The organism is Aeromonas sp. R10-1 (genome assembly GCF_040908465.1).
Lineage (GTDB): Bacteria > Pseudomonadota > Gammaproteobacteria > Enterobacterales > Aeromonadaceae > Aeromonas > Aeromonas caviae.
In genome coordinates, this window is sequence record NZ_JBFODT010000007.1 from 113,259 (window position 1) to 125,769 (window position 12,511).

A 12,511-nucleotide genomic window follows, 5' to 3' on the forward strand; every position below is an offset into this window, starting at 1 on the left:
ACAAGGCCCCGCCGATTGGCGGGGCCTTCTGCGCTGTGCCGGGTGACAGCAAGACTCAGAGGGTGAAGCGCTGGGTCATATGGTGCAGCGAGGTGGCCAGCCTGCTCAGCTCGACGCAGGCCTGGGCGGTCTGCTGCGCCCCCTGGGCATTCTCGTCGGCGGCGGTGTGGATCTTGACGATGCTGCGATTGAGCTCCTCGGTGACCGCGTTCTGCTGCTCGGTGGCGGTGGCGATCAGGGTGTTCATGTCGGTGATCTGGGTGACGGCACCGTTGATGCTGTCGATGCTGCTCCCCGCCTCCCGCGCCAGCTCCACGCTCTCCTGCATCTGCTGACGGCTCAGTTGCATGGCGCTGCCCGCCTCGGCGGTGCGCTCCTGAAGCACCTCGATCATCTTGCTGATCTCGGCGGTGGATGCCTGGGTACGCTGGGCCAGACTGCGCACCTCGTCCGCCACCACCGCAAAGCCACGACCCTGCTCGCCGGCCCGGGCCGCTTCGATGGCCGCGTTGAGGGCCAGCAGGTTGGTCTGCTCGGCGATGCCGCGAATCACGTCCAGCACCATGCTGATGCTGGCGCTGTCGGTCTCCAGTTGCTGCACCACGCTCCCGGCCTGCTCTATCTGGCGGGAAACCTGCTCTATGCTGCCGATGGCGCTGCGCACCACCTGGTTGCCCTGGGTGGAGGTGCGGGAAGCCTGCTTGGCCGCCCCCATGGCGTCCGTGGTGTTGCGAGCCACCTCATTGACGGTGGACTGCATCTCGTTCATGGCGGTGGCGACCTGAGAGACCTCTCCCTGCTGGCTTTCCATGCCTTTGGCGGACTGCTCGGAGATGGCGCTCACCTCCTCTACCGCGCTGCTGAGCTGGCTCACCGAACCGGAGATTTCACTCACCAGCTCCGCCAGAGCCCCCTGCATCCGGTCGATGGCCGACCCCAGCTGGCCCAGCTCGTCGCGGTTGAAGCGGTTGCCGCGAATCCACTCCTGCAGCTCGCCCCGACCGAGATCGCCGCTCGCGATGCGCTGGGCCTGACGGGCCAGCATGATGAGCGGGTCACGGATCTGGCGTGTCAGTACCACGGAGAGGGCGACAACCAGGGCCAGGCCGATCACCAGGGCCAGGGTCACGCTCAGCTTGGCGCTGTCAAAGGCGGCGATCACCTCGGCGCGGGAGCCCACGGAGTAGCCGTGGTTGATGCGGATGAGATCCCCCACCGACTTGGTCAGATTGGTATAGAGGGTGACCCCCTCCCCCATGAAGAGGTGCCGGGCTTCGGCCATCTGTCCCGAGTCCTGCATCTGCCGGATGCGCTGGTGCAGGGCGACATATCGCTCCCAGTCCGCCTTGACAATGTCGAAGGCGCGGCGCTCCTCCAGATCCTCCGCCCAGATGGTCCCATCGTGGGCCACGATCTGGCGCGCAGCCTCTTGCAGGCTCTTCTCGCTCTCATTGCGATAGCGGGCCTTCTGCTGGGCATCGTCCGCCACCAGGAAGACATCCAGTTCGTAGCGGCGCAGGGCATTGATGGTCTCGCCGAGGGTGCTGGTGCGCACGACGGCGGGCAGGATACTGTCGGTAAAGCCGATGGCGGCGCGGTTCATCTTGCTGAATTCAAACAGCGAGAAGCCGCCGATAAAGGCCATCATCAGGCCGAGTACGGCAAAGCCGGCGGTAAGTTTTTTGCCTATCGTCATGGTGTTCATGGCATGTCCTGCATGGGGAAAACAAGTGGCATTGCTGGGCGCAGGCCTGGCCTGCGCCTTCACTACCCTCCTTGGCAGCACATCTCGTCCCTGTCGGCGCGCACAAGGGCGGGCCCGGGGGTGTCGGCGTCAACCAGACCGTCCGACAACACGGAGAGCCATAGCGACCGGCACGGTCACAACTTTAGGTATTTTTCAAAAAAAGTGAGGGAAAGGAGACGGGGCCTGTCGGCGACAGGCCCCGGGAGCACTACCCTTTCAGACCACCGAGGAACTCGGCGCGGGTGTCGGGCTGGGTCTTGAAGACGCCGCCCAGGGAGGTGGTGGTGGTGTAGGAGGTGGAGTCCATCACGCCACGGGCCTTCACGCAGAAGTGGGTCGCCTTGATGCTGATGGCCACGTCCCTGGTGCCAAGCAGGGTCTGCAACGCCAGCAGGATCTGCTGGGTCAGCCGCTCCTGTACCTGGGGACGGCGGGCGAAGAACTGCACGATGCGGTTGATCTTCGACAGGCCAATCACCTTGCCGCGGGGAATGTAGGCCACGTGGGCAAAGCCGTCTATGGTGACGAAGTGGTGCTCGCAGGTGCTGGTGAGGCTGATGTCCCGCACCATGATCATCTCGTCCACCTTCATCTTGTTCTCGATCACCGTCACCTTGGGGAAGGTGGCATAGTCGAGGCCGGAGAAGATCTCGTTCACGTACATCTTGGCAATGCGGTGCGGGGTCTCGGCCAGACTGTCGTCGGCCAGATCCAGTCCCAGCGTCTCCATGATGGCGCGCATATGACCTTCGATTTTTTCCTTTTTCTGCTGGCCGCTCAATTCATTGGCCACCAGAGGTGTCTCAAGGCCCTCGGCCTCGAGCGCCGCCCTGACCAACAGGGCTTCCTGGCTTAAGCTCGTCATCGTGTTTCTCTCCCACGCTCAGGGACTGTGCTGGCCTGCGGCATGGTGCCGCGGCGCAATCTTACAGGGCGATTATTGTCATAATTCTGTCTAACTCAAGCCCGGTGCCCGACTTTATGCCAAACCACCCCGTTTTGTCCGCACCGGCCTGCCCATTCGGGGGCAAGGCGCACGGCCGTGCCGCCTCTTCCCCACCTGCCATCCCGCGCAAGCCTCGCCCTGGTTACCCATCAGGAGGTAATTCAACGGGATAGCGCCCCAGAATCCGATCATACCGGGGCATCTGCCCCCCCATTACCGCACCTTCGGTCTGCCCATCGGAGCGGATTTTTGGGATAATCCGCCCCCTACACACCAGAGAGGTCATGATGATGGGATTCGATACCGGTGCACTCCTCCCCTTGGACAAGGCCCTGCAAGGGATGCTGGAACAACTCACCTGCTGCTGCGAGACGGAGCGGTTGCCCCTGCCCCAGGCGCTGGATCGGATCCTGGCCGAGGAGATAAGCTCCCCTCTGTTCGTCCCCCCCTTCGACAACGCCGCCATGGACGGCTATGCCGTGCGCCTGGCGGATCTCGCCGCCGGGGTGCCGCTCCCCGTGGCGGGCAAGGCCTTTGCGGGCCAGCCCTATGAGGGGGAGTGGCCCGCTGGCCACTGCATCCGCATCATGACCGGGGCCCCTGTGCCCCCGGGTGCTGACGCAGTGGTGATGCAGGAAGAAACGCAAGCCGGCGACAACGGGATCACTTTTCTGACCCGCCCCGTTGCTGGCCAGAACATCCGTCGCCGCGGCGAGGACCTGGCGCAGGGTGACAGGGTGCTCGAAAGCGGCCTGCGCCTGAGCCCCAGAGAGCTGCCGCTGCTCGCCTCCCTTGGCATCGCGAACGTCACGGTGCGCCGTCCCCTCAAGGTCGCCATCTTCAGCACAGGGGACGAGCTCAAGCCTCTGGGCACCCCGCTCCAGCACGGGGACATCTACGACTCCAACCGCTACGGGGTCAAGGCGATGCTGAGCCGCATGGGCTGTGAGTGCCTGGACCTTGGCATCATCCCCGATGATCCGGCTGCCCTGCGCGCCGCCTTCTTGCAGGCCGACCGCGAGGCCGATGCCCTGATCACCACCGGGGGCGTCTCGGTGGGGGAAGCGGACTTCACCAAGCAACTGCTCGAAGAGCTCGGGGAAATTGGCTTCTGGAAGCTCGCCATCAAGCCGGGCAAACCCTTCGCCTTTGGCCGGTTGCCAAACGCCTGGTTCTTCGGTCTGCCGGGCAACCCGGTCTCCGCCATGGTCACCTTCGATCAGCTGGTGCAACCGGCCCTGGCCAGACTGGCCGGCCAGCAGTTTGCACGCCCGCACCCCCTCCAGGCCCTGGCGACAGAGCCGCTCAAGAAGAGCCCGGGGCGCCTGGACTTCCAGCGCGGCATAGTGAGCGTGGGCCCGAATGGCCTCGAGGTACGCAGCACCGGCTCCCAGGACTCCGGGGTGTTCAGCTCCCTGTCCCGGGCCAACTGCTACATCGTGCTCGAACAGGAGCGCGGCAAGGTAGCCGCCGGTGAGACGGTCACCGTCGAGCCCTTCTCGGGGCTGCTGCTGTGAGCGAGATCCTGAGCGACGCCGAGCTCCTTCGCTACAACCGCCAGATCGTGCTCAAATCCTTCGACTTCGAGGGACAGGAGGCGCTCAAGCAATCACGCGTGCTGGTCATCGGCGCCGGGGGCCTCGGCTGCGCCGCCAGCCAGTATCTGGCGGTGGCCGGGGTCGGCCACCTCACCCTGGTGGATTTCGATCGGGTGGAGCTCTCCAATTTGCAGCGCCAGGTGCTGCACAGCGACGCGCGCATCGGCCAGCTCAAGGTGGAGTCCGCGGCGACGTCCCTGCGCGCCCTCACCCCCTGGCTCGAGGTGGAGACCCACGCCGCCCTCGCCGACGAGGCGCTGCTCGATGCCCTGCTGCCAGGCCATCAGCTGGTGCTCGACTGCACCGACAACGTCGCCATCCGCAACCTCCTGAACCAGCGCGCCCGCCAGCACAAGGTGCCCCTGGTCAGCGGCGCCGCCATCCGGCTCGAAGGGCAGCTTTGCAGCTTCACCTGGCAGGAGGATGAACCCTGCTACGCCTGTCTCAGCGCCCTCTTTGGCGATCAGGCCCTCACCTGTGTCGAGGCGGGGGTGCTGGCCCCCGTGGTGGGGCTGGTGGGCAGCCTGCAGGCGCTCGAAGCCATCAAGCTGCTGGCGGGCATGGGCAAAAGCTACAGCGGCCGCCTGCTGATGATCGACGGTCTGGGTGGCAGCTTTCGCGAGCTGAAGCTTCCCAAGCGCCCCGACTGCCCGGTCTGCTCAAGACCCTGAGCAGCGCCCACAAAAAAGCCGAACCCCGGGGTTCGGCTTTTTTCATTGGGCTGCGGGTGGTCACAAAGGGCCTAGAAGATCCCCTTCGCCTTGACCTTCTTCATGCTCGCCACCTGGTTCGAGAGATCCTCGATGAGGGGCTCCGCCAGCTCGGACGAGCCAGCCCCCCGGGCGGGCTGGCTGGCCAGGCGCTGGATCAGGCGGTGCTGCTCGCGAATGAGCCGGGACTGCTCCTCCAACTGGCGGGAGAGCAGCTGGATGCTGCCCGCAAGAGGGGCCAGATCCGCCTCTCCCCCCGCCGTCGGCAGCTTGCCCGCGATGGCCTCTGCCAGCAGATCGTGATCGAGCGGGGCAGGCAGCCCCTGCTTCAGCTCGTCCCAGAGCCCGGTGGGCTGCTGCTCACCGATGCGGCTCACAATCTCGTCCACCAGGCTGTCCGGAAGTGGCGCCGCCGCCTGCTGACCCAGACGCTGAACGATTTCATCCGCCAGCCCCCGGTTGTCCCCCTGCCCCAGCTGGGGAGCCAGCCTGGCCACGATTTCATCGATCAGGGTATCGGTCGCCACGGGCGCACTCCCTTCCCCCAGATCGAAGCCGCAACTGGCGAAGACATGGCGCAGGGTCGAGAGGTTCACCTGCTCCGGGCCGAAGGCATTGGCCATCCCCTTGCACAGGCTCGGTGCCAGCACATACAGGAACATGCCGCTGAGGTAGATGTCCTTGTGAAAACGGCTCTTGGAGAAGTCGAACTCCTCCACGTCGTCCTGGATCTTGCGCGCCCGCTGATACCAGCTTTGCAAGATCCCGGCCGCATAGCGATCAGACTCCAGCGCACCCGGATCCATGAAGATGGAGAAGGTCATGCGCTTGAGTTGACTACTCATCGCCGACCTCGGCCATCACGGGCGCCTCACGGTACACCTCTTCCTCTTCCGTGGTGTAGAGGCAGATCTCCCGCGCCAGGGCGGATTGGGCATCGTCCAGCAGCTCCACCCGCTCCCCCAGGGTCGGATAGGCAGCCTTGATGGCATCGACGATCAGGGACGCGCCGCCACCGACCAGATAGATCCGGTTCGGGTTCTTGGCGAACTTCTTCGCCTCGTGGGCCACCTGGGAGCCCAGCTCGTCGATCTTGTTCTGCATCTTCTCGAGGATCTTCGGAATCTGGCTCTCGTCGTTCACCACGTCACGCACGAAGCTCATGTCGTGGCGGCGCTTGATGAATTCGTTGGCCACCAGATAGCTCGAATCGCTGTCTGCCGCCGCCAGCGCCTTGCGGGTCGCGTCGGTTACCATGGAGACGCCGATCTCGTTGTTGCCATACACATCGGAAACGTCGTCAAACTCGCCGACGATGATCCCCATGTCCAGGGTGGTGCCACCGCAGTCGATCACCAGCGTCTTGGTGAACTCGTTACAGCCCGAGCCAATCAGGCGGGAGAGCGCCGCCGGCAGGCTTTCCGGCATCACCTCCACGCTGACGATGTTGAACAGCTCACCCTTGTTGAGGCTGATGGCCCGCATCAGGTTGCGGCGTTTCTTCTCGATCTTCTCCTCGTTGCGCTGACAGTCATCCGGGTTGTAGAACTCGGTGATGGGCAGGGTCACGGTGATGGCCACATCGCAGGGGGTCACGCCGGTCTGCAACAGGGCATGGTGCACGGAGAGCAGGTTGAGATCGTCGTACTGGTACTCCACGTGGGTGGTGGCCAGGGACTTGTCGGAGGTGGCGTCGTAGGTGTACTTGGTGTTGCCTATCTCGTAGTTGTAGATCTTCTTGTCCTTGCGCAAGGCGGCACTCTTCCAATCCTTGCGAAAGGAGTTGGGGGAGATGATGGTCTTGAGCACCTTGTTCTCAATCCAGCTCACCTTGACGTTGGTTGAACCATCGTCGATGGCCATTTTCATTACTTCAGACATGAGGAAATACCTGTTCAATAGGGCAAGATGGGTCCGATTGCCTTGCCATCTGCCACTGGCAAGGCGATCGGACCAATACATACACGGGGGATCAAGGTCAAAAGGCGACAAGTCTAATGGGTTTCTAAAATCCGGTGAAGCAAATGATTGAACCCGGCGGGATCTTCCGCCGGCCAGGCGTGGTGACCATCCGGGGTGTGGATGGTGGCATTGGGCAGGGAGGCGAACTGCTCCACCCGCCGCGCCAGGGGCAGATAGTCGTGACTGGTGGAGATGATGGCCACCGGCTGCCAGAGGGTGCCGAGACGAGCCCGCACCGACCAGCCAGGCAGCGCCTCCAGCAGCGCCTTGTAGGTCTTCTTTTTGTTGCGCACGAAGCGCCCCCGGAAGGTGTGGCGCACCTGGGCGAGATCGGGGCCGGGAAAGAGCTCGCGACCGAGCCACCACGCCAGCGGCCGCATGCCGAACCAGCGCAGCCACTTGAGGTGCATGGCATAGCGCTCCTGTTCCTTTGGCGTCTCCAGCAGAAATTCGCTGAAGCCGTTGACCAGCACCAGCCCCTGCACCTTGTGGGGCAGTTGCAGCGCCAGCTCCAGCGCCACCATGGCACCGAGCGACAACCCCACTACCCAGGCAGGCTCGGGCTGTTCGTCGAGCCAGCGGGCCACATCCGCCGCCAGGGTGGGCACGTCAAAGGGCCCCTCCTGCATGCTCTGGCCGTGGCCGCGCAAGTCGATGCCCACCACCCGGTAGCGCTCGGAAAAACGCTCGATCTGCGCCTGCCAGTCGAGGCTGGAAGAGCCCAGCCCGTGCAGCAAGAGCAGCAAGGGCCCCTCCCCCGCACTGCGCAGGGCCAAGCCATGGGATTTCATTACCTGATTGCGACGCACCCGTCCCCCCTTTCTCGACGCCATGCCGGCCACTCATGGCCAGCCAATCCGTACTCCGGTCCCCTGTCTACCCCTCTCCCACCAGGCTCACCGCCTTGATGTAGGCGTAGAGGCGCATGGCCGGCGTCAGGACGAGCCGCTGCGCGGAGCGGCTGGTGATCCGGGCCAGCAGTATCTGCTGCCCCAGCGCCAACTGCAACAGGGTCTGCCCCGGTCGCACCTCCCGCACCTCCAGCAGCCGGGTCTCGAGGCAGTTGGAGAGGCTGGAGTGCACGATGGGCTCGGTGGCGATCACCAGATCCCGCGCCGCCACCTTGATCTGCAAGGGGCCTGCTTCATCGGGGGCATGCTCCATGGTCACCATCAGGGTCTGCTCCCCGAGTCGCAGGGTCGCCATCTGCTCGTGCTCGTCGTAGTGGGCCAGGGTCGCCGAGAGCATGACCCCGACGTCGTCGCGACTGGCCAGCGACAGGTCAGTGCGGGCGAAGATCTCCTCTGGGGTGCCCTGGGCCTCCACCCGTCCCTCTGCCAGCAGCACCAGTCCATCGCAGAGCAGGCTCACCTCCTCCATGGCGTGGCTGACGAAGATCATGGGGATGCCGCTCTCCTGCTGCAAGCCCTTGAGCACGTGGGCCTGATGGATGCGGCTGCGCCTGTCAAGCGCCGAGAAGGGTTCATCCAGCAGCAGCAAGTCGGGCTCGGCCAGCAAGGCCCTGGCCAGTGCCACCCGCTGACGCTGACCGCCGGAGAGGCCGTGGGCCGGTTGCCCCAGCAGCTCGGCAAAGCCGAGGCGCGCAGCAAGGGCCTGTGGCTGCCAGCGCCCCCTCCCCTTGCGAGCCGCCAGTTGCAGGTTGCCGAGCACGCTCAGGTGGGGGAAGAGACGGGCATCCTGAAACACCAGCCCGATGCGCCGCGCCTCGGGGGGCAGGGCTGCAAGCTCGCGCCCCTGCCAGCGCAGGGCATCGCCCGGGGCCCTGTCGAGCCCGGCGATGATGCGCAGCAGGGTGCTCTTGCCACAGCCCGAAGGACCGAACAGGCCGAGGATGCGGCTGGGGGGCAGTGCCAGATCGCACGCCAGGGTGAAGGGGCCGAAATCACGTCTGGCCTTGAGGTAGAGGTTCATCCGAACAGCCTCCGTTGCCGACGTTGCAGCACGCCGTAGACCAGCACCAGCATCACCAGGGAGAAGCCCATCAGGCCGCCTGCCAGAATATGGGCATTCTGGTAATCCATCGCCTCCACGTGATCAAACAGGGCGATGGAGAGCACCTGGGTCTCCCCGGGAATGTTGCCGCCAATCATCAGCACCACCCCGAACTCCCCCAGGGTGTGGGCAAAGCCCAGCGCCGCCGCCATCACGAAGCTGGGCAGCGTCATGGGCAGGATGATGCGAAAGAAACGCTCAAAGGGGCCCATCCCCAGGGTGGCGGCAGCCTCCAGCTCCTTGTTGCCCATGTTGACGAAGGCGGAGGTGAGGGGCTGTACCACGAAGGGGAGCGAATAGATGACGGAGGCGATGAGCAGGCCGAGGAAACTGAAGGCGAGCGGGGCTCCGAAGGTCTCCCGCCACCAGCCACCGAGGCCGTACTCCGGGGAGAAGGCCAGCAGCAGATAGAAACCGAGCACGGTGGGCGGCAGCACCAGCGGCAGGGCCACCATGGCTTCCACCAGAGGGCGCAGCCGGTGCTGGCTGCGAGACAGCCACCAGGCGAGCGGCGGCGACAGCAGCAGCAGGATGGCAGTGGTACTGGCCGCCAGTTTCAGGGTCAGCCAGACCGCCAGCAGATCCCCTTCACTCATAGGGTCCCCTCTCGGGTGTCGATAAAAAACAGGGCGCCGTCATGACGGGCGCCGCCTTGGGACACGTCAGGCACCGGATCTGGCCAGCACGGGGCTGGCCGGCCCCCGGCAGACGCCGGGCGCTTACTGCGGCAGGGCGTAACCCGCCGCCTTGATCTGCGCCTGTCCCGGCCCCTTGAGCCAGGCCACCAGGGCATCCACCGCCGCCCCTTTCTTCAGCACCAGGGCCTGCTGCTCGATGGGGGGATAGAAGCTGGCCGGCACCGCCCAGGCTTCGCCGGTCTTGCCCGCCTCCACCAGATTGGCCCAGGCGACGAAGCCCAGCTTCGCATTGCCGGTGTCGACGAACTGCCAGGTCTGGCTGATGTTGGTGCCGGTCAGCACCCGATACTGCTTGGGATCGATCTTGAGATGAGCCAGGGTCGCCATGGCGGCGGCGCCATAGGGCGCTGTCTTGGGGTTGGCGATGGCCAGCTCCCCCTGCCAGTGGCGCAAGGTGGCCTCGTCGGGAGCAGGCCCCCCCTTCTGCCAGAGGCCGAGCTGACCGATGGCATAGGTGAAGCGCTCGCTCCCCTTGCCTTCCGACTCCAGCTTTTGAGGGGTCGCCACGTCGGCCGAGAGGAAGAGATCGAAGGGCGCACCGTGGGTGATCTGGGTATAGAGCACGCCGGTGGCCGCCGAACTGATGACGACGCTGTGGCCGGTCTTGGCGGTGAACTCCTTGCCGATGCGCTCTATGGTGCCCTTGAAGTTGGCCGCCACCGCCACCTTGACCTCGTCAGCCAGCACAGCACCGCTGTACATGGCGCCGGCCCCCAGCACCAACACGGATACCCATCTCTTCATTCCTTTGCTCCTTATGTTCCGGCACGGCCGGATCGATTGACACGAGCTCGAGGCTCACTCCCCTTGTTGCCAGCGGGCCAGGGCGGCGTCATCGCTCGCCCTGGCCTCGACCCAGCGCTGCACCCCGTCGGCGGTCAGCTCTTTTTTCCAGAACGGCGCCCGGGTCTTCAAGAAATCCATGATGAAGTGGCAGGCCTCGAAAGCCGCCTCGCGGTGGGCGCTGCTCACCACCACCAGCACAATCTGATCCCCGAGCAGCAGCTCGCCGATGCGGTGAATGAGGGTGCACTCCTGCAGCGGCCAGCGCCCGCGGGCCTCGGCCACTATGTTCGTCAGCGCCTTCTCGGTCATGCCGGGGTAGTGCTCGAGGGCCAGCCCTTTCACATGCTCCCCCTGATTGAAGTCGCGCACCTTGCCGACAAAGCTGACAATCGCGCCAGTGTCCTGCCGGGCAGCAAGGCGGGCATATTCGTCCGCCAGCGAGAAGTCATCCCGCTGCACCAGAATGCGATCGGTCATGGTCAGCCTCCGGTCGTCACTGGAAGGAGAGGGAAGAAGGCGGCCTCACCACAGTCCCACAGCTCAGTGGTGCAATCCACGGTCATTATCTCGTTCATCCTTAACCTCCGGTCACCGGCGGGAAAAAGGCGACCTCATCCCCGTCATGGAGGGGGGTATCCAGCGGCACCAGGGTCTGGTTGACCGCCACCAGGAGCTTGCCGGATTCGAGCGCCAGCGCCCACTTGTCACCCCGCTCGCTCAAGGCGGCGCGAAGGACATCGGCACTGGCGTAGTCGCAAGGCAGGCTGAGCTCGTCGCAGCCGACCAGCTCACGCACCTGCGCAAAAAACAGAACCTTGATCATGCCTGCTCTCCTTTGGTCGCACCCAGCTGGAAATGACCGGACTTGCCGCCCTTTTTCTCCACCAGCCGCACCTGCTCGATCACCATGTCCTTTTGCACCGCCTTGCACATGTCGTAGATGGTCAGGGCCGCTACCGAGGCGGCGGTGAGCGCCTCCATCTCCACCCCGGTCTTGCCCGAGAGCTTGCACAGGGTACGGATATGGACCCGATTGTGCGCCGCCTGGGGGGCTATCTCGACCTCCACCCGGGTCAGGGCCAGGGGATGGCACAGGGGAATGAGATCCGAGGTCTTCTTGGCCGCCATGATGCCGGCGATGCGGGCGGTGGCGAACACGTCCCCCTTGTGGTGCTGACCACTCAGGATCAACGCCAGGGTCTCGGGGGCCATGGTCACGAAAGCCTCGGCACGGGCCTCGCGTTCGGTCACCTGCTTGTCGGTGACATCCACCATGTGGGCCTCGCCGCTCTGGTTGAGATGGGTCAGGTTCATCTATGCACCTATCGAAAAATAAGATGGATGATCCGGGTTTACTCCCGGGATCACAGATGGGTCACAAAGTTGCACGGCCGGGTACGGGCGTCGAGCTGATCCCGGATAAGCTGTTCCCAACCCAGACGGCAGGCGCCGGTGGAGCCGGGCAGGCAGCAGATCAGGGTGCGATTGGCGAGCCCTGCCAGGGCACGGCTCTGCATGGCGGAGCCTTTTATCTCGGCAAACGAGAGCTGGCGGAACATCTCGCCAAAGCCCTGCACCGTGCGCTCGAACAGCACGCCGACCGCCTCGGGCACCCGGTTCTGCTCGTTGAAGCCGGTGCCGCCGTTGATGAGCACCACCTGAACTCCCTCGTCGGCAATCCAGTCGCTCACCTGTGCGCGGATGCGAAACAGGTTGTCGGGGCAGAGCGCCCGGTCGGCCAGCACGTGGCCAGTCTGGGTCAGGGCCTCGACCAGATAGTCCCCCGAGCTGTCATCGGCAGCGGTGCGACTGTCGGAAACCGTCAGGACGGCGATCTTGAGAGGGATGAATTCGCTGTGTTTGGGTGCCATTGGGGCCATTCCTGTCAATCATTGACCACGAGAGGATGAGGTGAACGCGCCGCACCGTGGTGCCAGCCATGAAAGGAGCCGGTGGGCGCCGCGTTGCCGGGAAGGGATTCTATCAAAAGATGTCTGGCTGGGGGGCGTCATTGCCCATTAATCTCGAAGGCCGCCGGATCCCGAGGATCC

General features: G+C 64.7%; 14 protein-coding genes. 2 read left to right on the top strand and 12 right to left on the bottom strand.

Annotated elements, in window-relative coordinates; all coding sequences use genetic code 11:
- Positions 1-55: 55 nt before the first annotated feature.
- Both AB5Y93_RS04120 and folE read right to left on the bottom strand, forming a co-directional pair.
- Positions 56-1,705 (bottom strand): methyl-accepting chemotaxis protein, encoded by a 1,650-nt coding sequence (locus AB5Y93_RS04120; RefSeq protein ID WP_368228856.1) that lies wholly within the window; start codon positions 1,703-1,705, stop codon positions 56-58.
- Positions 1,706-1,955: 250 nt separating this feature from the next.
- Complete coding sequence (gene folE, locus AB5Y93_RS04125) at positions 1,956-2,612, bottom strand: GTP cyclohydrolase I FolE (protein WP_010674171.1); 657 nt, start codon at positions 2,610-2,612, stop codon at positions 1,956-1,958.
- Between the two features lie 371 nt (positions 2,613-2,983).
- On the opposite strand from folE, the gene moeA reads away from it, so the two are divergent.
- Both moeA and moeB read left to right on the top strand, forming a co-directional pair.
- Complete coding sequence (moeA, locus tag AB5Y93_RS04130; RefSeq protein ID WP_368228860.1) at positions 2,984-4,210, top strand: molybdopterin molybdotransferase MoeA; 1,227 nt, start codon at positions 2,984-2,986, stop codon at positions 4,208-4,210.
- A complete protein-coding gene (moeB, locus tag AB5Y93_RS04135; protein ID WP_052814816.1) occupies positions 4,207-4,962 on the top strand; it encodes a molybdopterin-synthase adenylyltransferase MoeB in 756 nt (251 codons plus the stop codon). Before moeA ends, moeB begins: the two co-directional genes overlap by 4 nt.
- Positions 4,963-5,033: 71 nt before the next feature.
- Here moeB and AB5Y93_RS04140 read toward each other — a convergent pair whose 3' ends face one another.
- The 10 genes from AB5Y93_RS04140 to moaB all read right to left on the bottom strand — a co-directional run bounded on the left by AB5Y93_RS04140 (position 5,034) and on the right by moaB (position 12,331).
- Positions 5,034-5,846 (bottom strand): hypothetical protein, encoded by an 813-nt coding sequence (locus AB5Y93_RS04140; RefSeq protein ID WP_225315793.1) that lies wholly within the window; start codon positions 5,844-5,846, stop codon positions 5,034-5,036.
- The gene (gene parM, locus AB5Y93_RS04145) at positions 5,839-6,882 is read right to left on the bottom strand and encodes a plasmid segregation protein ParM domain-containing protein (protein ID WP_223302530.1); all 1,044 of its coding nucleotides are present in this window, start codon (positions 6,880-6,882) and stop codon (positions 5,839-5,841) included. Before parM ends, AB5Y93_RS04140 begins: the two co-directional genes overlap by 8 nt.
- Positions 6,883-6,995: 113 nt before the next feature.
- A complete protein-coding gene (locus tag AB5Y93_RS04150; RefSeq protein ID WP_368228861.1) occupies positions 6,996-7,772 on the bottom strand; it encodes an alpha/beta fold hydrolase in 777 nt (258 codons plus the stop codon).
- A gap of 67 nt (positions 7,773-7,839) precedes the next feature.
- Entirely contained in the window at positions 7,840-8,895 is a 1,056-nt protein-coding gene (gene modC, locus AB5Y93_RS04155) for a molybdenum ABC transporter ATP-binding protein (RefSeq protein WP_368228857.1), read from the bottom strand.
- Positions 8,892-9,572 carry a molybdate ABC transporter permease subunit gene (gene modB / locus AB5Y93_RS04160; protein WP_010674165.1) on the bottom strand — a complete coding sequence of 227 codons (681 nt, stop codon included), beginning with the start codon at positions 9,570-9,572 and terminating at the stop codon, positions 8,892-8,894. The genes modC and modB overlap by 4 nt, the downstream gene beginning before the upstream one ends.
- A gap of 123 nt (positions 9,573-9,695) precedes the next feature.
- Entirely contained in the window at positions 9,696-10,418 is a 723-nt protein-coding gene (gene modA, locus AB5Y93_RS04165; RefSeq protein WP_010674164.1) for a molybdate ABC transporter substrate-binding protein, read from the bottom strand.
- A 54-nt stretch (positions 10,419-10,472) separates the two neighbouring features.
- On the bottom strand, positions 10,473-10,937 hold the full coding sequence (gene moaE, locus AB5Y93_RS04170) for a molybdopterin synthase catalytic subunit MoaE (protein ID WP_010674163.1): 465 nt from the start codon (positions 10,935-10,937) through the stop codon (positions 10,473-10,475).
- Positions 10,938-11,037: 100 nt separating this feature from the next.
- Positions 11,038-11,283, bottom strand: a complete 246-nt coding sequence (gene moaD, locus AB5Y93_RS04175; RefSeq protein WP_048207331.1) for a molybdopterin synthase sulfur carrier subunit — start codon at positions 11,281-11,283, stop codon at positions 11,038-11,040.
- Complete coding sequence (gene moaC / locus AB5Y93_RS04180) at positions 11,280-11,774, bottom strand: cyclic pyranopterin monophosphate synthase MoaC (RefSeq protein WP_043154228.1); 495 nt, start codon at positions 11,772-11,774, stop codon at positions 11,280-11,282. Before moaC ends, moaD begins: the two co-directional genes overlap by 4 nt.
- A 50-nt stretch (positions 11,775-11,824) precedes the next feature.
- A complete protein-coding gene (gene moaB, locus AB5Y93_RS04185; protein ID WP_039038846.1) occupies positions 11,825-12,331 on the bottom strand; it encodes a molybdenum cofactor biosynthesis protein B in 507 nt (168 codons plus the stop codon).
- Positions 12,332-12,511: the final 180 nt, after the last annotated feature.

Excerpts from the sequence above, each read along its gene's own strand:
- AB5Y93_RS04120 (WP_368228856.1), bottom strand. The coding sequence starts at position 1,705 with ATGAACACCATGACGATAGGCAAAAAACTTACCGCCGGCTTTGCCGTA.
- folE (WP_010674171.1), bottom strand. The coding sequence starts at position 2,612 with ATGACGAGCTTAAGCCAGGAAGCCCTGTTGGTCAGGGCGGCGCTCGAG.
- moeA (WP_368228860.1), top strand. The coding sequence starts at position 2,984 with ATGGGATTCGATACCGGTGCACTCCTCCCCTTGGACAAGGCCCTGCAA.
- AB5Y93_RS04140 (WP_225315793.1), bottom strand. The coding sequence starts at position 5,846 with ATGAGTAGTCAACTCAAGCGCATGACCTTCTCCATCTTCATGGATCCG.
- parM (WP_223302530.1), bottom strand. The coding sequence starts at position 6,882 with ATGTCTGAAGTAATGAAAATGGCCATCGACGATGGTTCAACCAACGTC.
- modC (WP_368228857.1), bottom strand. The coding sequence starts at position 8,895 with ATGAACCTCTACCTCAAGGCCAGACGTGATTTCGGCCCCTTCACCCTG.
- modB (WP_010674165.1), bottom strand. The coding sequence starts at position 9,572 with ATGAGTGAAGGGGATCTGCTGGCGGTCTGGCTGACCCTGAAACTGGCG.
- modA (WP_010674164.1), bottom strand. The coding sequence starts at position 10,418 with ATGAAGAGATGGGTATCCGTGTTGGTGCTGGGGGCCGGCGCCATGTAC.
- moaE (WP_010674163.1), bottom strand. The coding sequence starts at position 10,937 with ATGACCGATCGCATTCTGGTGCAGCGGGATGACTTCTCGCTGGCGGAC.
- moaD (WP_048207331.1), bottom strand. The coding sequence starts at position 11,283 with ATGATCAAGGTTCTGTTTTTTGCGCAGGTGCGTGAGCTGGTCGGCTGC.
- moaC (WP_043154228.1), bottom strand. The coding sequence starts at position 11,774 with ATGAACCTGACCCATCTCAACCAGAGCGGCGAGGCCCACATGGTGGAT.
- moaB (WP_039038846.1), bottom strand. The coding sequence starts at position 12,331 with ATGGCACCCAAACACAGCGAATTCATCCCTCTCAAGATCGCCGTCCTG.